General features: G+C 72.1%; 25 protein-coding genes. 10 read left to right on the forward strand and 15 right to left on the reverse strand.

What is annotated here, in order from left to right:
* Positions 1–116: 116 nt before the first annotated feature.
* The 5 genes from OG766_RS07575 to OG766_RS07595 are packed head-to-tail and all read right to left on the reverse strand — an operon-like array spanning position 117 to position 5085.
* Positions 117–839 (reverse strand): VIT1/CCC1 transporter family protein, encoded by a 723-nt coding sequence (locus OG766_RS07575; protein WP_266375149.1) that lies wholly within the window; start codon positions 837–839, stop codon positions 117–119.
* A gap of 23 nt (positions 840–862) precedes the next feature.
* Complete coding sequence (locus OG766_RS07580) at positions 863–2089, reverse strand: amidohydrolase family protein (RefSeq protein WP_266375148.1); 1227 nt, start codon at positions 2087–2089, stop codon at positions 863–865.
* Entirely contained in the window at positions 2086–3387 is a 1302-nt protein-coding gene (locus tag OG766_RS07585) for an amidohydrolase family protein (RefSeq protein WP_328724852.1), read from the reverse strand. Before OG766_RS07585 ends, OG766_RS07580 begins: the two co-directional genes overlap by 4 nt.
* Positions 3388–3397: 10 nt before the next feature.
* Positions 3398–4282 carry an SDR family NAD(P)-dependent oxidoreductase gene (locus OG766_RS07590; protein ID WP_266375146.1) on the reverse strand — a complete coding sequence of 295 codons (885 nt, stop codon included), beginning with the start codon at positions 4280–4282 and terminating at the stop codon, positions 3398–3400.
* The gene (locus OG766_RS07595; protein ID WP_328724853.1) at positions 4279–5085 is read right to left on the reverse strand and encodes an acetoacetate decarboxylase family protein; all 807 of its coding nucleotides are present in this window, start codon (positions 5083–5085) and stop codon (positions 4279–4281) included. The genes OG766_RS07590 and OG766_RS07595 overlap by 4 nt, the downstream gene beginning before the upstream one ends.
* A 119-nt stretch (positions 5086–5204) precedes the next feature.
* On the opposite strand from OG766_RS07595, the gene OG766_RS07600 reads away from it, so the two are divergent.
* The 6 genes from OG766_RS07600 (at position 5205) to OG766_RS07625 (ending at position 10692) form a co-directional block, all read left to right on the forward strand.
* Complete coding sequence (locus OG766_RS07600) at positions 5205–5819, forward strand: TetR/AcrR family transcriptional regulator (protein ID WP_328724854.1); 615 nt, start codon at positions 5205–5207, stop codon at positions 5817–5819.
* Positions 5820–5901: 82 nt separating this feature from the next.
* Positions 5902–6885, forward strand: coding sequence for a DEDDh family exonuclease (locus tag OG766_RS07605; RefSeq protein WP_328724855.1), 984 nt, complete (start codon positions 5902–5904; stop codon positions 6883–6885).
* Positions 6886–7003: 118 nt separating this feature from the next.
* Positions 7004–7237, forward strand: a complete 234-nt coding sequence (locus tag OG766_RS07610) for a hypothetical protein (protein ID WP_266375142.1) — start codon at positions 7004–7006, stop codon at positions 7235–7237.
* Between the two features lie 64 nt (positions 7238–7301).
* Complete coding sequence (locus tag OG766_RS07615) at positions 7302–8105, forward strand: SURF1 family cytochrome oxidase biogenesis protein (RefSeq protein ID WP_266375141.1); 804 nt, start codon at positions 7302–7304, stop codon at positions 8103–8105.
* A 30-nt stretch (positions 8106–8135) separates the two neighbouring features.
* Entirely contained in the window at positions 8136–9932 is a 1797-nt protein-coding gene (locus OG766_RS07620) for a glycoside hydrolase family 15 protein (RefSeq protein WP_266375140.1), read from the forward strand.
* A gap of 4 nt (positions 9933–9936) precedes the next feature.
* Positions 9937–10692 (forward strand): SDR family oxidoreductase, encoded by a 756-nt coding sequence (locus OG766_RS07625; RefSeq protein WP_266375139.1) that lies wholly within the window; start codon positions 9937–9939, stop codon positions 10690–10692.
* Positions 10693–10706: 14 nt separating this feature from the next.
* Here OG766_RS07625 and OG766_RS07630 read toward each other — a convergent pair whose 3' ends face one another.
* Positions 10707–11264 (reverse strand): CGNR zinc finger domain-containing protein, encoded by a 558-nt coding sequence (locus tag OG766_RS07630; protein WP_266375138.1) that lies wholly within the window; start codon positions 11262–11264, stop codon positions 10707–10709.
* A 58-nt stretch (positions 11265–11322) separates the two neighbouring features.
* On the opposite strand from OG766_RS07630, the gene OG766_RS07635 reads away from it, so the two are divergent.
* The gene (locus OG766_RS07635; RefSeq protein WP_328724857.1) at positions 11323–12588 is read left to right on the forward strand and encodes an MFS transporter; all 1266 of its coding nucleotides are present in this window, start codon (positions 11323–11325) and stop codon (positions 12586–12588) included.
* A 49-nt stretch (positions 12589–12637) separates the two neighbouring features.
* Here OG766_RS07635 and OG766_RS07640 read toward each other — a convergent pair whose 3' ends face one another.
* The 6 genes from OG766_RS07640 to OG766_RS07665 form a co-directional block, all read right to left on the reverse strand.
* The gene (locus OG766_RS07640; RefSeq protein ID WP_266378156.1) at positions 12638–12829 is read right to left on the reverse strand and encodes a DUF6381 family protein; all 192 of its coding nucleotides are present in this window, start codon (positions 12827–12829) and stop codon (positions 12638–12640) included.
* Positions 12830–12918: 89 nt separating this feature from the next.
* Complete coding sequence (amaP, locus tag OG766_RS07645; protein WP_423247168.1) at positions 12919–13497, reverse strand: alkaline shock response membrane anchor protein AmaP; 579 nt, start codon at positions 13495–13497, stop codon at positions 12919–12921.
* Between the two features lie 5 nt (positions 13498–13502).
* Positions 13503–14150 (reverse strand): DUF6286 domain-containing protein, encoded by a 648-nt coding sequence (locus tag OG766_RS07650; RefSeq protein ID WP_266375135.1) that lies wholly within the window; start codon positions 14148–14150, stop codon positions 13503–13505.
* Positions 14147–14518 (reverse strand): Asp23/Gls24 family envelope stress response protein, encoded by a 372-nt coding sequence (locus OG766_RS07655; protein WP_266375134.1) that lies wholly within the window; start codon positions 14516–14518, stop codon positions 14147–14149. The genes OG766_RS07650 and OG766_RS07655 overlap by 4 nt, the downstream gene beginning before the upstream one ends.
* A 6-nt stretch (positions 14519–14524) precedes the next feature.
* Positions 14525–14716 (reverse strand): hypothetical protein, encoded by a 192-nt coding sequence (locus tag OG766_RS07660; RefSeq protein ID WP_266375133.1) that lies wholly within the window; start codon positions 14714–14716, stop codon positions 14525–14527.
* 46 nt (positions 14717–14762) lie between these two features.
* Positions 14763–15215, reverse strand: a complete 453-nt coding sequence (locus OG766_RS07665) for an Asp23/Gls24 family envelope stress response protein (RefSeq protein WP_266375132.1) — start codon at positions 15213–15215, stop codon at positions 14763–14765.
* 119 nt (positions 15216–15334) lie between these two features.
* On the opposite strand from OG766_RS07665, the gene OG766_RS07670 reads away from it, so the two are divergent.
* Complete coding sequence (locus OG766_RS07670) at positions 15335–16036, forward strand: hypothetical protein (protein ID WP_328724860.1); 702 nt, start codon at positions 15335–15337, stop codon at positions 16034–16036.
* Positions 16037–16075: 39 nt separating this feature from the next.
* On the opposite strand, the gene OG766_RS07675 is transcribed toward OG766_RS07670, so the two are convergent.
* The 3 genes from OG766_RS07675 to OG766_RS07685 all read right to left on the reverse strand — a co-directional run bounded on the left by OG766_RS07675 (position 16076) and on the right by OG766_RS07685 (position 19182).
* On the reverse strand, positions 16076–16867 hold the full coding sequence (locus tag OG766_RS07675) for an enoyl-CoA hydratase/isomerase family protein (protein ID WP_266375130.1): 792 nt from the start codon (positions 16865–16867) through the stop codon (positions 16076–16078).
* A 139-nt stretch (positions 16868–17006) separates the two neighbouring features.
* Positions 17007–17228: a helix-turn-helix domain-containing protein gene (locus OG766_RS07680; RefSeq protein WP_328724861.1), complete on the reverse strand. Its 222-nt coding sequence runs from the start codon at positions 17226–17228 to the stop codon at positions 17007–17009.
* A 355-nt stretch (positions 17229–17583) separates the two neighbouring features.
* Positions 17584–19182 (reverse strand): ABC-F family ATP-binding cassette domain-containing protein, encoded by a 1599-nt coding sequence (locus OG766_RS07685; RefSeq protein WP_266375129.1) that lies wholly within the window; start codon positions 19180–19182, stop codon positions 17584–17586.
* A gap of 264 nt (positions 19183–19446) precedes the next feature.
* Here OG766_RS07685 and ypfJ point away from each other — a divergent pair, with 264 nt between their 5' ends.
* Entirely contained in the window at positions 19447–20337 is an 891-nt protein-coding gene (gene ypfJ, locus OG766_RS07690; RefSeq protein ID WP_266375128.1) for a KPN_02809 family neutral zinc metallopeptidase, read from the forward strand.
* A gap of 134 nt (positions 20338–20471) precedes the next feature.
* Positions 20472–20876 (forward strand): VOC family protein, encoded by a 405-nt coding sequence (locus OG766_RS07695; RefSeq protein ID WP_266375127.1) that lies wholly within the window; start codon positions 20472–20474, stop codon positions 20874–20876.

Raw genomic sequence — 20876 nt, forward strand, 5'->3', positions numbered from 1 at the left:
CAGATGGTGTTACCGACAAGTTTGTGAGACTGCTTGTCAGCAAGTTCTGGCGACTTCCGCCAAACGCCCACCGAGCGGCCACCGCGCGGCCACCGGGAGCGGACGGACGGCCGACCTCAGACCCCCGACGCCCCGAGCAGCGACCCCGCCGCGTACGTCACCCCCATCGCCAGCGCTCCCCCGGCCACGTTCCGCGCCATCGCCCGGCCCGCCGGGGCGTTGCCGAGCCGGGCGCTCCACCAGCCGGTGAAGGTCAGCGCGACGAGCACCGAGCCGACGGTCACCCACAGCCGGGCCGAGGACGGCGGCAGCACGATCGCGAGCAGAGGGAGCAGGGCGCCCACGGTGAAGGCGAGGAAGCTCGCGCCCGCCGCGTGCCAGGGGTTGGCGAGCTGGTCCGGGTCGATACCGAGCTCCACGCGGGCGTGGGCGCGGAACGCGTCGCGTTCGGTGAGCTGGACCGCGGCCTCGCGGGCGACGTCGCGGGAGAGGCCTCGGTCGGCCAGCAGGTCGGTCAGCTCGTCGAGTTCGGCCTCCGGCTGTTCGCGCAGTTCGCGCTTCTCCAGCGCCAGCGCCGCGCGTTCGGAGTCGCGTTGAGTGGAGACGGAGACGTACTCGCCGGCCGCCATGGACATGGAGCCGGCGAGCAGTCCGGCGAGGCCGGCCGTGAGAAGCGCGCCGCGGTCGCTCGTCGCGCCCGCGACGCCGACGACGAGTCCCGCGGTGGAGACGATGCCGTCGTTGGCGCCGAGGACCGCGGCGCGCAGCCAGTTGAGGCGGGTGCCGAGGGATTCGTCATGAGGCTCGTGGTGTGCCTCGTGGTGCGTCGGTTCGGTCACCCGGGGAGGGTCTCACCGGGGCCTCACCAGACGCGCACCGACCCGCCCGGTGCGAACGCCGGACTGGTGGCACCGGCCGGGACCTCCTTCAGCGGTTCGGCGATCCCGTCGGCCGTCGGGCCGTGGACGGCGGCGATCGGGTCGAGGAGGCCGAGGTCGAAGCCGTACACCCGGGCCGCGTTGCCGCCCACCATCGCCGCGACCTCGTCGCGCGGCAGGCCCGCGTAGGCGATGCGCAGGCCCTCGCGGGAGTACGGTGCCGTGCCCTCGTCGTGGGGGTAGTCGCTGCCCCACATGATCTTGTCGAGGCCGATCCGGTCGCGCAGCGGCACCTCGTGCGGCCGCATGAAGCTGGCGCCGACGAAGCAGTTGTCGCGCCAGACCTCGCTCGGGCCCTTGCCCATGGCCGCGGCGAGCCCCGCGCCGAACTTGGACTCGGCGGTCGATGCCCTGGTCGCCGCCGCGACGAGCCGTCCGTGGTAGTAGTCGAGCATCTCGACGACCCCCGGGATCCAGCCCGAACCCTGTTCGGTGAGGACCAGTCTGAGCCCGGGGTGGCGGCGGAAGGCCCCGCCGAAGATCAGGTGCCACAGTGCCCGGTGCGAGAACCACGTCGTCTCCACCATGAACACGGCCCGCGCGGCCGGTTCGTCACCGAGCGGCGGGGACGCCGAACCGCCGTGGTGGTTGACGGGGACGCCGAGCTCGTCGCAGACCGCCCATATCGGGTCGTACGTCCCCGAGTACAGCTCCGGCACGCCCGAGCCGGGCGGGGCGCCCGGCAGCAGGATCCCGCCGGTGAGGCCCGCATCCTTGGTACGGCGGATCTCGGCGACCGCCTCGTCGACGTCGTTGAGCAGGATCTGCGCGACGCCCGCCCGCCGTCCCGGGAGGAGGTCGCAGAAGTCGGCGAGCCAGCGGTTGTGGGCCCGCAGCCCGGCCCAGCGCCGCTCGTACTCCTCCGGCGCAGGCGCCGGGGCCATCAGGGAGGCGGACGGGAAGAACGGCGGGATGGTGTTGGGGAAGACGACCTCGGCGACGATCCCGTCGGCCTCCAGCTCGGCGGTCCTGCGGTCGGAGTTCCAGTTGCGGTCGGCGGCGTCGGCGACGAGGTCCTCGTAGGGATTGACGTACGTCGCCGCCCACGCGTCGAAGTCGTCGTGGTACCGCTTCTCCAGATACGGCTTGTAGTCGAGCAGGTCCGCGCCGGCGTGGCAGTCGGCGGAGACGACGGTGTAGCGGTCGGTCATGGCGTGACCCCCAGGGAGGGGAAGTCGTGGTCGGTCAGCCAGTGGCGGCCCACCTCGCGCGAGCGCGCCCAGGACGCCTCGACGGCCGCCTGGTCGTCGGACTGGCCGAGGTCGGCGGGGGTCGGGCCGATGCGGCGGGCGACCGGGGCGAGCGCGGCGGTGTCGAAGCCGAAGACCTCGGCGGCCGCGAGGCCCAGGATGCGGCGGGTCTCGGCGACCGGGATGTCGTGGAAGGTGTTCCTCAGCCAGGTCCGGGTGTCGGGCCAGGTGCCTTCGGGGTGCGGGAAGTCGCTGCCCCAGAGGATGTTGTCGACGCCGATCTCGTAGCGCTGCGCGAGTTCGCGCCGCTTGGTGTTGGTGGCGCAGATGAAGACCTGCCGGTCCAGGTACTCGCTGGGCGGGCGCTTCAGCTCCGCGAAGGGCGAGAGCTTCTTCCCGCCGTGGGCGCCGAGGTAGAGGCGGTCCATGAACCAGAGGAGGTTCGGCAGCCACCAGCAGCCGGATTCGGCGACGCCGAACCTCAGGCCCGGGTGGCGCTCGAAGACGCCGGACCAGAGCAGGAACCAGAGCGGCCGGGCGGGCCACCAGGTGACCTCGGAGACGTAGATCCCGAGGTGGTCGCCGTACTCGTGGCGCGGGGCGGCGCCGGAGTGGGTGACCAGGGGCATGGCGGTCTCGGCGGCGGCCGCCCAGACGGGGTCGTAACGCCGGTCGTGGTACGGGGCCTTGTCCACCCACATGGAGGGGATCATCAGCGCGCCGAGCCCGGACTCCTTGGCCCGGTGGATCTCCGCGACCACACGGTCGGTGTCACCGGTGACGGGGAGCAGGGCGACTCCGCAGTGCCGTTGGGGATGCCCGGACACGAACTCGGCGAGCCAGCGGTTGTGCGCCTGCGCTCCCGCCATGCCGAGGTCCGGGTCCTGGTCGCCGGAGAGCCCGAGGCCGACGCCGAAGGGCGCGGCGGTGCGGCTGTCGACGGCGTCCGCGTCGGGGAAGACGACCTCGGCGGCCACGCCGTCGCCGTCGAGTTCCTTGAGGCGCTGCGCGGTGTCCCAGCCACCGCGCAGTCCTTCCTCGTTGTCGCTGAACCACTTGTCGGCGAACGCCTCGTTGCGTACGCCGAGGCGGGTCATCTCCTCGCGGCGGCGGTCGCGTCCCGCGAGGAACTCGTCGAAGTCGCGGTGGAAACGGGAGTCGAGGTAGGGCCGGTACCGCTCGGTGGGCAGCCCGGCGTGACAGTCGGAGGACACGATCAGATAAGGGTCGTTCGGTGCCGGTGCGTGCGGGTCCGTCATCACGGCTCCCTCAGTCCAGTACGAAGCTTTCGAGGTAGGACGGGTCGGCGCGGTCGAGCATCGACCGCGCGCGTGCCCGGATCTGGCGGTCGCTGTGCTCGCTCGCCGGGAGCATCCAGAAGCGGCCGGCCCTGATGCCGTCCACGACGTGCTCGGCGACCTCCTCGACCGGGGTGAAGACCACGTCGTGGCCCGCGGCCTTCATCGCCGCCTCCCACTGGTCGAGGCTGCGGTACGGGGTTCTGCGCGGCCGCTCCTTGGCGTAGCGGGCCGGGCGGTTGCGGTGCGACTCCCACAGGCCGGTGCGGAGCATGTGCGGGCCGGGGAAGAGCACGGACGCTGCGACGGGGACGCCCTCCGCCTTCAGATGCGCGTACAGCGACTCGGTCAGGGTCACGACGGCGGCCTTGGTGACGGCGTACACGGACGCGGTCGGCAGTGGTGCGATTCCGCCGTCGCCGGACGACGTGTTGACGACATGGCCCGGCTCACCGCCGGCGATCATCCGCGGGACGAAGGCCTGGACGCCGTGGAAGACGCCCCCGACGTTGACGGCGAACGCCCATTTCCAGTCGTTCGGTTCGTGCTCCCACATCCGGCCCTCGGCACCCGAGCCGACGCCCGCGTTGTTGCACAGCACGTGCACGGCACCGAAGGCCGCGTACGCCGCGTCGGCGAGCGCTCGTACGGAGTCGCGTTCCGAGACGTCCACCACCTGGGCGAGGACGTCCGCGCCCTCCGCCTCCAGTGCGTCCGCGGCCTTGCGCAGGGCGCTCTCCTCGACGTCCGCGAGGACGACTTTCAGCCCTTCCGCCGCGAACCGCCGTGCCATCGCCAGCCCGATGCCGCTCGCCGCGCCGGTGACGACGGCGACCTGTCCTCGTGCGAGCCTCATCGGACGCTGCCCTCCGGCGGTCCGTCGAGGATCTGCTGCGGGTCGTCGTAGCGCTGGTGGATGTACGGCAGCAGGTCCCGGGCGCTGACCCGCTCGGCCACCCGGCCCTGCTGGTCGGTGGTCTTCTCGCCGAGGGTGAGCTCGACCAGCTTCCGTACGGGCAGATCGGCGACGGGGTCGTACATGGACTCGCGCAGGACGACATCACCGGTGACCTTTTCGAGCTTGCGCACCCTCTCGTGCCGCGTGCAGTGCACCAGCACGGGGTCCGTGTCGAAGCCGGAACCGGCGCCGTCCACGGCCGGGAGGAACTTGAAGTAGAAGTCCACCTTCTCGGCCGGCTCCGGCAGCGGAAGCGGGCCGCTCACCGCGCCCCGCACCTCGACGAACGCGATGCCGTGCCGGGCGAGCGACGCCCGTACGACCAGACCGTCGCGCTCGACGGTCACCTCGCCCAGCTTCTTCGGTTCGCCGAAGACCTCGCGGCCGCCGATCAGGGCGCGCTCATGGGTCATCGGCATGACCAGCGGATACCAGCCCCGCTGGTCGCCGTGGGCGGCGGCGACCGCGACCGAGCCGGCGCCCAGCGGGTAGCCGGGCAGGTCCACCGTGCTGATGTTCGCCCGCACGAGGGGGTGTTCGGTGGGTTTGAGCGGTGGCGGCAGGACGGCCGCGACCGCGTCCGGGTCGGTCTCCCACACCGCCACCACGCCCGTGGACCAGATGTCGGGGAGCTTGGCTCCGGCCGCTCGGGCCGCCGCGATCTCGGCCTCGGTGCGCGCGCCGTACCGTACGCGTGCCATGTGTCGTACCACCCTTCGTCGTTCGTCGGGGGTCGTTCGACGGGGTCCGTCCTGTAACACAGTTACACCGGCGCCGATGAAGGGTAAAGGGCCATGCACGAAACGGAATTGGGGGCCTCATGCCACGCGCCGCCCTGACCCGCGAAGAGGTGCTGGACACCGCGGCGGAGCTGGTGAAGCAGCACGGCCCGGACGCCCTCACCATGCGCAAGCTCGCCTCCGAACTCGGCTCCGCCGTCACGTCGATCTACTGGCACGTCGGCAATCGCGAGTCGCTGCTGGACGCGCTCGTGGAGCGGACCGTCCAGGAGATGGGCGCGATCCGGCCCACGGGGCGCACCCCGGCCGCCCGGATCGTCTCCCTCGCCCGCGGTCTGCGCCGCGAGCTGCGCGCCAGGCCGCACCTCATCGCGATGGTCCACGAACACGGCCTGACGGAACGCATGTTCCTGCCCGTCCGGCGCACCCTCGTCCGGGAGGTGCACGCCGCCGGGCTGCGCGGCTCGCGCGCCGCCGACGCGGTACGGGCGGTGCAGTTCCAGATCGTGGGCTTCGTCCTGGTCGAACGCAATCGCGAACGCGCGCCCGTGCAGTCGCCCGCCGAGGAGGATCTGTGGACCGGCGCCACCGCCGACGAGGACCCGGCCCTCGCCCGCGCCCTGGCCCGCCCGGCCGATCCGGAGAGGCTCTTCACGCTCTCCGTGGAGGCGCTCGTGACGTCGCTGCTCGCGTAGACGGGGGCTGTTGACCGGTTCCGTGTGGTGCCGGGGCGGGCAGGGGCGGGGCTGTCAGTGGTGACCCGTAAGCTCTGTGACCATGCTCGACGACCGTACGACAGCAGCAACGGCGTGGCCGGCCGTGTATCCGCAGGGGTACGCGGTCGTCGACGTGGAGACCACCGGACTCGCACGCGACGACCGGATAGTGTCGGCTGCCGTCTATCGGCTGGATGCCCAGGGCAATGTCGAGGACCACTGGTACTCGTTGGTGAATCCCGAGCGGGATCCGGGTCCGGTGTGGATCCACGGACTGACGAGCGAGGTGCTGGAGAGTGCGCCTCTTTTCGGTGACATCGCCCATGAATTCGCCCACCGGCTGGACGGCCGGGTGCTCGTCGCGCACAACGCCATCTTCGACTGGTCCATGATCGCCAGAGAGTACGCACGGGCTGAGCGCGTCGCTCCCGTGCGGCAGCGGCTGTGCACGATCGCGCTGTCCAAGGAGCTGGCGCTCCCGTTGCCCAACCACAAGCTGGAGTCGCTCGCCGCGCACTTCGGCGTCGTCCAGCAGCGCGCGCACCACGCGCTGGACGACGCGCGCGTGCTGGCCGAGGCGTTCCGGCCGAGTCTGCACGCGGCGGCGGAGCAGGGGGTGCGGCTGCCGCTGCTGGAGTGCAGGCCGCTGACCGAGTGGTCGTCGGCTCCCACCGCGCCGCGCATCGTCCACCAGGCGTCGGGGCCTTCCTCGTACCGGGCGAACGGCTGGCGCCCCTCGCGCAAGCGGCCCCCGTGCCCGTACCCCAACCCCGGGCGCTATGAAGCGGACAAGCCGCTCAAAATGGGCATGAGGGTCGCCTTCTCGGGTGACACCTCCGTCGAGCGGGAGCTGCTGGAGGACCGCGCGGTCGAGGCGGGCCTCCATGTCGCGACGAGCGTCTCCCGGCTGACGAGTCTGCTCGTCACCAATGATCCGGACGCGCCGACGTCGAAGACGGTCCGGGCGAAGTCGTACGGAACGCCGATCGTCGACGAGGCCGCGTTCACACAGCTGCTGAGGGACGTGGCTCCGGCGCAGGAGTGACGGCCGGGCACGGACAGGGCCGGACCCGGCCCGGCCGCGTGCGCCGGTCGGGTGCAGCCTCGCCGACCCGCCCGCAGGGATCTTGCTCCGGTCCTCCGCCCTCCGGAGCATGCGGCGCATGGCACGTTGCGAGGTCTGCGGAAACGACTACGGCATGTCCTTCGAGGTGCACGCGCAGGGCGCGGTGCACGTCTTCGACTGCTTCTCCTGCGCCATCCACCGGATGGCCCCCATCTGTGAGCACTGCAAGGTCCAGGTCATCGGCCAGGGGGTCGAGGCCGAGGGCCACTGGTACTGCGGCGCGCACTGCGCCCGCGCGGAGGGGAAGGTGGGGATCATCGACAAGGTCTGAGCCTCCCCGCGGGTCCGAGGACCCTCCCTACGAGCACCCCACGACCAAGTTGTACGGTCGTGGGGTGTACCGCTTCCTGTTGTCCCGGCAGTGGGTGATCCTCACCCTCATCGGCCTCGTCCTCATTCCCGTCATGGTCGAGCTGGGCTTCTGGCAGCTGCACCGGCACCAGCACCGCGTCGCACAGAACCAGCTGATCGCGGACAACCTCTCCGCACGGCCGGTCCCCGTCACCGAGCTGACCTCCCCCGGACACACCGTCCCGCGCGCCGACTACTGGCGCCGGGTCACCGCCACCGGGACGTACGACACCACGCACGAGGTCGTCGTGCGCCGCCGCACCGACAACGACGAGCGGGTCGGCGCGCACGTCCTGACCCCGCTGGTCCTCACCGACGGCCGTGCCGTCCTGGTCAACCGCGGCTGGGTGCCCGCGGCGGCCGACCAGCAGGCGTTCCCCGTCGTACCGCCCGCACCGAAGGGCGAGGTCACCGTCACCGGCCGGCTGATGGCCGACGAGACGACGGGTGCCAGCGGAATCAAGGACCTGCGCGGTCTGCCGCCGCGTCAGATCATGCTGATCAACAGCGAGCAGGAGGCCGAGCGCCTCGGCCGGCCCGTGCTCGGCGGCTATCTGCAGCAGACCGCGCCCGAACCGCCGAAGGGCACGCCCGAGCTGATCGCCGACCCCGACCACGACTCCATCGGTGCCCATATGGCGTACGCCGTGCAGTGGTGGCTGTTCGCGTCCGGGGTTCCGGTCGGCTGGGTGATCCTCGTACGCCGTGAGAAGCGGGACCGGGCGGCGGCCGCCGCGCGGCCCGCGCCCGAGGAGGCGGCCGAGGTCGTGGGAGCGGGCGCCGCTTAGCCGGGCGGCGGCGCGGGAACACGCCAAGGCGTGACCCAACGCATCGAGGACTACGCCCTGATCGGCGATCTGCAGACCGCCGCTCTGGTCGGCTCGGACGGCTCCGTCGACTGGCTGTGCCTGCCGCGCTTCGACTCGGGGGCCTGCCTGGCCGCACTGCTCGGCGACGAGAACAACGGCCACTGGAGGCTCGCCCCGAAGGGCGCCGGCACCTGCACCCGCCGTGGCTATGTGCCGGGGACACTCGTCCTGGAGTCCGTCTGGGAGACCAGAACCGGTGCGGTCAAGGTCACCGACTTCATGCCGCAACGCGACCAGGCCCCCGACGTCGTCCGGATCGTGGAGGGCATCGACGGCACGGTCGAGATGGCCGCGACACTGCGGCTGCGCTTCGACTACGGCTCGACCGTGCCGTGGATGCGCAGACTGGACGACGACCGGGTGGCGGTGGCCGGCCCTGACTCCGTGTGGCTGCGGCTGGAGAACCCCGATTCCGTCCCGGTGAAGACCTGGGGACAACAGTTCAGCACCGTCTCCTCGTTCACCCTCGCCGCGGGACAGAAGCTGGCGTTCATCCTCACCTGGCACCCCTCGCACCACTCGCGGCCGAAGCCGCTCGATCCGTTCGAGGCGCTGGCGGCGAGCCTGGAGGACTGGACGGAGTGGTCCGGGAAGTGCCGTTACGAGGGTCCGCACCGTGACGCGGTGCTTCGGTCGCTGATCACCCTCAAAGCGCTGACGTACGCCCCGACGGGCGGGATCGTCGCCGCACCCACGACGTCCTTGCCGGAGGACCCCGGCGGCGTACGGAACTGGGACTACCGCTTCTGCTGGCTGCGCGACTCCACGCTCACCCTCGGCGCGCTCCTCGCGACCGGCTATGTCGACGAGGCCGCGGCCTGGCGCGACTGGCTGCTGCGCGCGGTGGCCGGCGATCCGGCGGATCTGCAGATCATGTACGGGGTGGCCGGTGAGCGCCGGATGCCGGAGATGGAACTCCCGTGGCTGCGGGGCTACGAGGGCTCGACGCCCGTGCGGGTCGGCAACGGCGCGGTCGCCCAGCTTCAGCTCGATGTGTACGGCGAGGTCATGGACTCGCTGCGGCTCGGCAGGGAGGCGGGGCTGGAATCCCTGCCGCACGCATGGAACATCCAGCTCAGTCTGATGGGCTTCCTGGAGTCGAAGTGGCGGGATCCGGACGAGAGCCTGTGGGAGGTTCGCGGGCCGCGGCGCCACTTCGTCCACTCCAAGGTGATGGCCTGGGTCGCGGCCGACCGGGCCGTACGGACCCTGGAGAGCAGTCCGGAGCTGCCCGGCGACGTGACACGGTGGCGGGCGATGCGGGACGAGGTCCACCGCGAGGTGTGCGAGAGGGGTTTCGACCCGGAGCGGAACACCTTCACGCAGTCGTACGGTTCGGAGGAGCTGGACGCGTCGGCGCTGCTCATCCCCCGGGTCGGCTTTCTACCGCCGGACGATCCCCGGGTGCTCGGGACGGTCGACGCGTTACGCGCCGGACTGAGCCGCGACGGGCTGATAGACCGGTACACCACGAAGGGCCCGTCGGTCGACGGGCTGCCCGGCCGTGAGGGAACGTTCCTCGTCTGCTCGTTCTGGATGGTCGACGCCCTGCTGATGACCGGGCGGGCCCAGGAGGCCAGGGACCTCTTCGAGCGGCTGCTCGCGCTGCGCAACGACCTGGGGCTGCTGGCGGAGGAGTACGACCCGGCGGCCCGGCGGCACCTCGGGAACTTCCCGCAGGCGTTCAGCCATGTCGGACTGGTGGGTTCCGCCCTGGCTCTGGCCGAGCACGACGGGGCAGGATAGGGCCATGGATCTTGGACTGAAGGACCGTGTCTATGTCGTCACCGGAGCCACCCGGGGCCTGGGGAACGCCTCCGCCCGGGCGCTGGCCGCCGACGGCGCGAAGCTGATCGTCACCGGGCGGGACGCTGAGGCGACCGCCGAGGCTGCGGCCGCGCTCGGCCCGGACGCCGTCGGCATCGCGGCCGACAACGCCGACCCGGCGACCGCCGAGCGCCTGGTCTCGGCGGCCCGCGAACACTTCGGACGCCTCGACGGCGTTCTGATCAGCGTCGGCGGTCCCGCTCCGGGCTTTGTCGCGGACAACACGGACGAGCAGTGGGAGGCGGCGTTCGCGTCGGTGTTCCTGGGCGCGGTCCGGCTGGCGCGTGGCGCGGCGGCGGCACTCGGGGAGGGCGGCGTCATCGGCTTCGTCCTGTCCGGCTCGGTCCACGAGCCGATCCCCGGCCTCACCATCTCCAACGGGCTGCGCCCGGGTCTGGCCGGCTTCGCCAAGTCCCTCTCGGACGAGCTGGGACCGCGCGGAATCCGTGTCGTGGGCCTGCTTCCCGCCCGTATCGACACGGACCGGGTCCGCGAACTCGACGCGCTGTCGGGCGACGCGGACGCGGCGCGCGTGGCCAACGAGTCCCGGATCCCGCTGCGGCGGTACGGCACCCCCGAGGAGTTCGGGCGTACGGCGGCGTTCCTGCTCTCGCCCGCCGCGTCGTACCTCACGGGTGTGATGCTTCCGGTGGACGGCGGGGCGCGGCACGGCTTCTGACGGACCGTACGGCGTCACGTCCGGCCGGGCTCGGCACGTCTGCGGCGTCGGTGGGCGGCGACGCGTTCGCGTGAGGCGCAGGTGGTGGAGCAGTAACGGCGGGCGCTGCCGGGGCCGTTGCCGAGATAGAGGGCGGTGCAGCGGGGGGAGGCGCACTCCCCCCAGCTGATCCGGCCGTGCTCGGAGAGCAACTGGGCGAGCGCCAGCGCGCTGGAGGCGAGGAACCAGTCGGCCCACCCGGCGCCCTCGCCCCGGTCGATGTGCAGATGCCACGCATGCCCGTCGTGCCGCGACAGACGGGGGCGCGCCCCGCACTCCGCGAGGAGCGTGTTGAGGGTGTGGGCGGCGCGGTCGGCGTCGGTCTCGGTGAGGACGGCGGTGATACGGACGACGGCGGCGCGCAGCCCGTCGGCGTCCGCGGCCGAGAACGCCGGTCCCGAGAGGTCGGCGGGGCTCTCACCGTGCCGGGTGAGCAGCGCGGCGAAGGCCTCGCGCGGCAGCCCGGGATCGGCGCGGACGGCGTTGGCGAGTTCGATCAGCCGCTCGGCGGGCCGGAATCCGTGCTCTGTCACACCCCGCACTGTAACGTCTTGGCCCGTGAAGACGTTACAGACAGGCCGTCGGGGCGCCGTGGGCCCACGAACCGCGGCGGGCATGCGGCCGTATCTGCCGGTCGCCTTCCTCGCCCGGCTCGCGGACGAGGGCATGGCGGTGGCGGTCGTGACGCTGGCGCTGCACCGCACGGGCAGCGCGGCGCTGGGCGCGTACGTCCTGATGGCGTGGATGGCGCCCCACGTGCTCGCGGCACCGCTCGCGGGCTCGATCGCCGCACGCGCCTCCAGCCCGCGGCTGCTCTACGGCGCCGGGCTGGGCTGCCTCGGCGCGGCGATCGCGGCGTCGGCGGCCACCGTGGGCACGGCCCCCGCGCCGGTGACCTTCGCGATCGCCCTGGCAGGCGGCTGCCTCGGCCCGCTGGTCACCGGAGCGCTGTCCGGCCTGATCGGCCTGCTGACCCCGCCCGGACCGGTCCGGGACCGGGCGTACGCCCTGGACGCGGCGGTCTACAACGCCGCGTCCGTCGCCGGCCCCGGCGCGGCCGCCCTCCTGACCGGCCTGTACTCCCCCGCCCTCGCGGTGCTGCTGCTCGCGGCGGCGGCGCTGGCCGCCGCGGCACTGGCCACGGCCCTCCTGCCCGGAACCCGGTCGCGCGGGACGCATCCGGGGCCGGGGGCCGGGGCGGGTCCGCAGCCCCACCGGGCGGCCTCCACGCGGCGGGCCGCGCTGGTGGCCGGGCCGGTAGTGGTGTGGCGTGTGCGGGAGTTGAGGGCGATCACCGGGGCGACCTGCCTGGCGTTCCTCGGGATCGGCGGGCTGACCACGACGGCGGTGCTGCTGGGCGGTGGGGGCGCGCTGATGACCGCGTTCGCCGTCGGGGCGCTGGCCGGGTCACTGGCCGCCGCCCGGTACCGGCCGCGCCTTCCGGCGCCGCGCCTGGCCGAGGCCGCGCTGCTCGGTCTCGGGCTCGCCCTGGCCGCGGCCGCTGCCGTGGCACTCGTGCCCTCGCCGGGCCCGTGGCTGCTCCTGCCGTTCTTCACCGTGGCCGGCCTCTGCGACGGCGTGGTGCTGACGGCCACTCTCCGTGTCCGCTCCGACCACGCCCCGCCCGGTACCCGCCCTCAGGTCTTCGCCGTCGGAGCGGGGCTGAAGATCTCCGCCGCGGCCTGTGGAGCCGGACTCGCCGGGCTCTTCGCTGCACGGCCGGCGCCTCTGCTGCTGCTCGCGATCGCCGCCCTGCAGCTGATGTCCGCGCTGCTGCACGTACTCCTCGGTGCCTCCGGGCGTACGGGCACGCTCCTCGGTCGCCCCGGGCGCACGGGCACGGACGTCGGCCGGTGACGAGGTCACCGGCCGGCGTGTACGAGGCGGGGGCCACTCGGGCGGGGCATCACTCCATGGGGAAGATGTCCCCGGACCCCATCGCGCTCTCCTGCTCGCTCTGTTCCTTCAGCCTGCGTGCCTTCTCCTTGAGCCGCTTGCTCTCCTCGGGATCGTTCACCCGTTCCGCGGCCTGATCCAGTTCCTCGGCCTTCTGCCGCATCTGCCGGACCCGGCCGGCGGCCTCACCTGAAACGCTCATCATCACTCCTCGGACGTCGCTGTGAGCGGACCACTCTCAGCGAAGCAGCGCGGCTGCGGGCCCGCATCCCGAGCGTTGACCGAGCGCGATCAGGTCACCCGTTGCGCCCGGTGCTTCTCCGCGCGCAGACGGACCTCCGCGGGAAGCGCGGCCAGGCCCGCCGAGTCCCTGGCGTGGCTCAGCGCCTCGTCGGAGAGGCGCTCGAGCGTCTCGCCCGGGGAGGCGTAGGGCTCCAGGAGAAGTCGGACCCGGGCCGTCGGAGCGGTGCGCCTGCCGTGCAGGACGACCTGGGCACGGGCCACGCCCGCCAGATCCTCCGCCTCGCCGGCGAGCACCGCCTCCAGTGCGCGGCCCCGCAGCAGCGCGCCCTCCCCGTCGCCGCTGTCGACGAGGACCTCGGCCAGCCGGGAGCGGCGCAGCTGCGCGAGGAACCACCCGACGGCGAGGAGGACGACCACCGCCAGCGCCGCGATCACAGCGGGCCACCACCAGCCCCGGTCCTGCCAACGCTCCCGGCCGCTCTCGCTCAGCAGGACGGCGTCGGGTCCGGGCCAGGGCCACCAGGACGGCACCCCCGCTCCGAACCCGGCGGACAGCACCGCTCCCCCGACGGCGATCAGCACCAGCCCCGCCAGTGCGAGCAGCACACGATTGACGACCCCGAGCACTGCGCTCACCCCCTCTTCGCCGGCCGGCGTACGTGCACGGACAGCGCGGGCGGTCGCGCCAGCCCCAGCTCGCGGATGCCGTCGCCGAGCACGGTGTCCAGATCGGCTCGTACGTCGTCGAGTTCCCGGAAGTGGGACACCGCGCGGACGCCGGCCCGGGACCGTCCCATCCGCACCCGCACGGACTGCACCCCGGACACCTCCATCGCCCGGTCACGCAGCACCAGCTCGGCCGCGTCCCGGTCGAGCCCGGCCCGTACGTCCGCGTCGCCGTCGCGGCGTCGCATCGGCAGCAGCGCGCGCAGCCCCGGTGTCACGGCGAGGACGATCAGCCACACCCCGATCGCCACCGCCGCACCCGCGCCCACCAGCACCCAGACGTCGTCCAGCGGCCTGCGTGCCAGCTGGCCGGCGAGCGAGCGCCGCCACTGCATCCCGGGCCGGTCGGCCCGTACGGAAGCGATGTCGAACAGCAGCAGCCCCGCGCCGCCCACCAGCACCAGCGCGAGCAGGGCGGCCGGGATCCGCCGTGCGGACCAGAACCGCCCGGGCGTACGGCCCTTGCCCGCGACCGCCTTCGGCGACGGACGGTAGGCGGCGGCGGACGCCGACTGGTCGAGTTCCTGGACGGGACCTTTCACCGATTCGCTCATCGGAGCCTCCCCTGAGCCTCCCGACGTGTATGGACGGAGTGCAGCCGATCGACCTGTACGTCCACTTCGGGCACCGCCATCCCCGCCAACGCCTCTACCCGCTGGGCGACATGGCGACGCACGGCACGGCACTGGCCGCCGATGTCGCAGGGATAGTCGAGTTCGAGAGCGACCCGTACCCGGGCGTGGTCATGGTGCACCGTGACCGTGGCCTGCGGGGCCGAACCACCCTCCGGCACATGGGTGAGAGCCTCACGCGCCGCCCGTGCGGCGATCTTCGCGACGACCCGGTCGGCGATCGTCGTCGCGCCCCGCACGGCCGCCGCGATCTCCGTCGTCGCCCGGTGCGCGGTCGGGTCCGCGGCCACGCCGGGTCACCTCCGCCGGTCGCCGTGCTCGCGGCTGCGGAAGAAGTCGCCGGGTTCCAGATCGCCGTCCAGGACGCGCCCCGCGACGAACCCGACCGCCCCCAGCGCCGCCACCAGCAGAAACGCCCCGAACCCGCCGAAGTATCCGGCGAAGCCGAGCGCCATGCCGGCCAGGAGGCCGGCCACCGCCATGCTCATCGTGAGCTCCTCTCGTGAGCCCAGGCGCTGGATCTCCTGAGCTCGGCTACTGGATCCGCGGTTCCGTCTCTTCGTCTTCCTCGTCCGGCAGCTTCACATCGCCGACGGCGATATTGACCTCGACGACCTCCAGACTCGTCATCCGCTCGACCGCGGAGACGACGTTCTCGCGGACGGCGTGGGCGACATCGGCGATCGCGACGCCGTAGTCGACGACGATCTCGAGGTCGAGCGCGGTCTGCTTCTCGCCGACCTCGGCCTTGACGCCACGGGTGACGGGCGGTTTGCCCCCAGGCACCCGGTCGCGGACCGCGCCGAAGCTGCGGGCGAGACCGCTGCCCATCGCGTGGACGCCGACCACGTCGCGCGCCGCGAGTGCGGCGATCTTCTCGACGACACCGTCGGCGATGGTGGTACGGCCCCGGGTCGCCGGGTCTCCGCCGCCGCGCCGTACGGCGCCGGTCGACTCCTTGGTCACGTTGACTTCCGTGTCGGTCATCGCCATGCGTACCTTTCCGGGCGTTGGTGAACTCCGGACTCCGATGACCACACTATGTGTGCTTGCCCGCTCCCGCGCCGGACGATGCGGCAGGCTGGAGCAATGAAGAGGCGGCACCGATGACGGCGGCGGGGACCTGGGCCGCGGCGGTACGGGCCCGGCCTGGGCCGGGCAGGCTGCTGCCGCTGGGTACGGCGGCGGACGGCGCCTGGCTCGCGGAAAGCGCGGCGGAGCCGGTGCTGCGCCGAACGGCTCAGGAGGTGCGTGGCGTGGCACCCGGCCGGATCCGGATCGCGCCCGCCGACCCGGACGCGGCCGGGGCGTCGGCCTTTCCGCCGCCGCCGGCCGCGGTGCCGCCGGGTCCGCTGCGTATCGACGCGGAATGCGAAGCGGCGGCCGTCGAGCCCCTGCCCGCGCTCGCGGAACGGCTCCGCACCGCGCTGTTCGCGGCCGCCGTGGAACGGCTGGGCCTTCCGGTCACGGTGATCGATCTACGGGTGACGGGGCTGCTGGACGCCGTACCGGAACTTGGCGGGGCGTCTTCCTCGTCCGAGGCGTCCGGGGCACGGGCCGTGCAACCGCAGGACGAGATCGGCAGGGCCGCGGCCGCGGTGCCCGGCGTCGCCCATCTGACGGACGCCCTGGGGAGGCCCGTCCGTATCGACGAGTCGTCCGCCCGCCTCGCATGCGCGACGTCGCCGGGCCATCGCCCCGTGGACGTGGCCCGGGCGGTCCGCGCGGCGATCACGCCGCTGCTTCCCTCCCCCGTCCCGGTCACGATCGTGATCACGGCCGTCGAAAGCCGCCCGGCGGGGGCCTAGATCGGGACCGGGACCGGCCGGGCACAGCCCCGGGACCGTTCAGTCCGCCAGGCCCGCGAGGTCGCGCAGGCGCCGGGCCTGTGCCGCGCGCTCGGCCGTGCGCTGGTCCTCGTACGTGCGCGACGGGGCACCGCGCAGCAGGGCCTTCGTCTCGATCACCGCGTCGCGCGGTGCCGCGAGCAGCGCGGCGGTCAAGTCGCGTACGGACGCGTCGAGTTCCTCGCCGGGCACGACGAGGTTGGCGAGGCCGGTCCGTTCCGCCTCGTCGGCGTGGACGAAGCGGCCGGTGGCGCAGATCTCCAGCGCGCGGGCGTAGCCGACGAGCGAGACGAGGGGGTGCGTGCCCGTGAGATCGGGCACGAGTCCCAGGCTGGTCTCGCGCATGGCGAACTGCACGTCCTGCGCGACGACCCGGAGGTCGCAGGCGAGGGCGAGCTGGAACCCGGCACCGATCGCATGACCCTGCACCGCCGCGACGGACACGATGTCGTTACGGCGCCACCAGGTGAATGCCTCCTGGTACTCGGCGATGACGGCGTCGAGCTCGTCGTCGGAGCCGCGCGCGAGATCGAGGAACGACGGCTCTCCGTCGAAGCCCTCGGGCGTGAACGCCTGCCGGTCGAGCCCCGCGGAGAAGGACTTGCCTTCGCCGCGCAGCACGACGACCCGCACGCTGCCCGGCAGCGACCGCCCGGCTTCTGCCAACGCCCGCCAGAGAGCGGGAGATTGGGCATTGCGCTTGGCCGGGTTGGTGAGGGTCACCGTGGCCACCGCGTCATCAACGGTGAGCCGTACGCCGTCCTTGTCGAGCACAGAGTCGAGCGAAGTCATGGGGCGCCTCCGGTTCCGGTGCGGTCAGTGCAGCCACGATTAAGTGACTGCACAGTAACCACCCGGCCGACCAGACGATCGGCCGGGTGGCCGACACCGGAAACCGGCCGGCCTCAGACGACGCTCAGGACCGCGGGCGTCAGGTCGAGGCGACCTTCTTGCCTCGGGTCGCTCCGCCGCGTCCACGCAGCGTGACTCCGGACTCGCTGAGCATCCGGTGGACGAATCCATAGGAGCGGCCGGTCTCTTCGGCCAGCGCCCGGATGCTCGCACCGGAGTCGTACTTCTTCTTCAGGTCTGCCGCGAGCTTGTCGCGCGCGGCGCCGGTCACCCGGCTGCCCTTCTTCAGAGTCTCGGCCACCCGTGCCTCCTCATGGGAAGTGCGCTCTGGACTTCTCATGATCACCCCTCCCGGGCTTCATGGCCACCCATTCGACAAGGTCCGTACGACAAGCTTTGTCGGGCGCATGGACACCGACACGACCGGAACCAATGATTCCGGTCGTACCCGCTGTGACGTTTCGGCGACTCAGGGGCCGAAGTTCCAGGTCAGGGCCACAGTCGTCCGGACCGGACGATTCCGGGGGCGGCGGACCGTTTCGGCGGCCCGCCACGCCGGGGGATGAGACGCACTCACCCAGATGAAGGATCACCTGTGAGCCGAATGATCCATACGGAGTGGATCAGTGCGGATGGATCACTCGTGGACGGGACCGTCAGGCGAGGGCGACGAGGTCCGCGTAGTCCGCGCCCCAGAGGTCCTCGACCCCGTCCGGCAGCAGGATGATCCGCTCCGGCTGAAGCGCCTCGACCGCGCCCTCGTCGTGGGTCACCAGGACGACCGCGCCCTTGTAGGTGCGCAGGGCGCCGAGGATCTCCTCGCGGCTGGCCGGGTCCAGGTTGTTCGTCGGCTCGTCGAGCAGCAGCACGTTCGCCGACGAGACCACCAGCGTGGCCAGCGCCAGCCGGGTCTTCTCACCGCCGGAGAGCACCCCGGCCGGCTTGTCCACGTCGTCGCCGGAGAAGAGGAACGAGCCGAGCGTCTTGCGGACCTCGACCAGGTCCAGGTCGGGGGCGGCGGAGCGCATGTTCTCCAGGACCGTGCGCTCCGGGTCGAGGGTCTCGTGCTCCTGCGCGTAGTAGCCGAGCTTGAGGCCGTGCCCCTCGATGACCTCGCCGGTGTCCGGCTTCTCGGCGCCGCCGAGCAGCCGCAGCAGGGTCGTCTTGCCGGCGCCGTTCAGGCCCAGGATGACCACACGCGAGCCCTTGTCGATGGCCAGATCCACATCGGTGAAGATTTCGAGGGAGCCGTAGGACTTCGACAGGCCCTCGGCCATGAGCGGGGTCCTGCCGCAGGGCGCGGGCTCCGGGAATCGCAGCTTGGCGACCTTGTCGGAGACGCGGACCGCCTCCAGGCCGGCGAGCAGCTTGTCGGCGCGCTTGGCCATGTTCTGCGCGGCGACCGTCTTGGTGGCCTTGGCACGCATCTTGTCCGCCTGCGTGTTCAGCGCGGCGGCCTTCTTCTCGGCGTTCTGCCGCTCGCGCTTGCGACGCTTCTCGTCGGCTTCGCGCTGCTGCTGGTAGAGCTTCCAGCCCATGTTGTAGATGTCGATCTGGGCGCGGTTGGCGTCCAGGTAGAAGACCTTGTTGACGACCGTCTCGACCAGGTCGACATCGTGGGAGATCACGATGAAGCCGCCGCGGTAGGTCTTCAGGTAGTCGCGGAGCCAGACGATCGAGTCGGCGTCGAGGTGGTTGGTCGGCTCGTCGAGCAACAGCGTGTCGGCGTCCGAGAACAGGATCCGGGCCAGCTCGACACGGCGGCGCTGACCGCCGGAGAGCGTGTGCAGCGGCTGGCCGAGCACCCGGTCGGGCAGGTTGAGCGCGGCGGCGATGGTGGAGGCCTCCGACTCGGCGGCGTACCCGCCCTTCGTCAGGAACTCGGTCTCCTGGCGCTCGTACTGCTTCATCGCCTTGTCGCGGGTGGCGCCCTGGCCGGTGGCGATGCGCTGCTCGTTCTCGCGCATCTTGCGCAGCAGCACGTCGAGGCCGCGCGCGGAGAGGATGCGGTCGCGGGCGAGAACGTCGAGGTCGCCGGTGCGCGGGTCCTGCGGCAGGTAGCCGACCTCGCCGGAGCGGGCGATCTGCCCGCCGGCGGGGACGCCCTCGCCGGCGAGGCACTTGGTGAGGGTGGTCTTGCCCGCTCCGTTACGGCCGACCAGGCCGATGCGGTCGCCCTTGGCGATGCGGAAGTTGGCGGACTCGATGAGGATGCGGGCACCGGCACGCAGCTCGATACCGGAAGCGGTGATCACGGAAAGACTCCAGGACGGATGGACGGCGGAAGGACGACGGGGCGTGCGAAGGCTTCGACGCCGTCTAATCCATGAGGAGAATTGCCATACGGCGATTCTACCGGGACCTGGCAACCGGATTTCTGTGGCGCTGACCACGGTGGGCGGCGGCTCGGGCGGGCCATGAGCGGGCGTGCGGGGAGGTCGCGCGGGCGCACGGCACAGCGGTCATGACAGAGCGCCGCAAAAGGGGCGAGTGCCACCGCGCTGGTCGATACTCGGATCATGCAGTTCGACGACGACGCCGACCTGGACACATCGGAGGTCCAGGATGTGCGCCGCAGCCGCGTTCCCGGCGGGAAGGCCACCATCGGCGGCGGCATCGCCGGTCTCCTGGCACTGATCCTGGGCGTGCTCTTCGGGGTGGGCCCCGACCAGCTCGGGCTGACGGAGGGCGGCACGGCCCCGGAGCCGAACGCCTCCTCCGCCGCGCAGGTCGCCCAGAGCTGCCGCAAGGGCGCCGACGCGAACGTCCGCGAGGACTGCCGCATGGTCGCGGTGGTCAACAGCGTGCAGGACTTCTGGCGCTCGGAGTACACGAGGCGCGGCGGGCGCTACACGGACGCGCCGACCGTGATCTTCACCGGCCGGGTCGGCACGGCCTGCGGCACGGCGACCTCGGCGGTCGGGCCGTTCTACTGCCCGGCGGACCGCAAGGTCTATCTGGACCTCGACTTCTTCGACGACCTGCGGACCAAGTTCGGGGCGACCGGCGGCCCGTTCGCGCAGGCGTACGTCGTCGCGCACGAGTACGGCCACCACATCCAGAACCAGATGGGCACTCTGGCCCGGGCTCAGGACCAGCGGCAGGGCGCCGGCAGCAACGCCGTGCGGGTCGAGCTGCAGGCGGACTGCTACGCCGGGGTGTGGGCGCGCCATGCGACGACCACGCCGGACGAGCGGACCGGACGGCCGCTGCTGACGCGGCTGACGGACGAGGACATCCGGGACGGGCTGGACGCGGCGGCGGCCGTGGGCGACGACCGCATCCAGGAGAAGATCCAGGGCCGGGTGACTCCGGAGTCCTGGACACACGGCTCGGCCGCGCAGCGCCAGCAGTGGTTCTACGAGGGCTACCGCACCGGAGACATGGCCCGCTGCAACACCTTCCGCTGATCGTGTTCCGCCGATCGCGGCACGGATCGCCCGTCGACGGCACTCCCCTCGTTCACCGGCATTGTCAGTGCCCCCTGTCAGACTGAGACCCACGTCACAGATCGGTCGTCGAACGAGGAGAAGGGGTGGTCGGCATGGCGGAGGGACCGAGCATCTGCCCGACACTGCTGTACGCGGACGCCAAGGCCGCGATCAGGCAGCTCACCGAGGCCTTCGGCTTCACCGGCAGCGCGGTGTACGAGGGCGAGGACGGCAAGGTGGTGCACGCCGAGCTGTCGTACGGCAACGGGAGGGTGATGCTGGGCAGCAAGGGCACCGGCAGCGAGTTCGACAAGCTGATGGCGTCCGCGGGCCCGGTCGGCGTCTTCGTCCATGTCGTCGATGCGGACGCGCATCACGACAGGGCCGTGGAGCACGGCGTGGAGATCCTGATGCCGCCCACCGACCAGGACTACGGCGCCCGGGACTACATGGCACGCGACCTGGAGGGCAATGTCTGGAGCTTCGGGACGTACCGGCCGGGGGCGGCGGATTCCTGA

It is taken from the genome of Streptomyces sp. NBC_00259 (genome assembly GCF_036181745.1).
Lineage (GTDB): Bacteria > Actinomycetota > Actinomycetes > Streptomycetales > Streptomycetaceae > Streptomyces > Streptomyces pratisoli.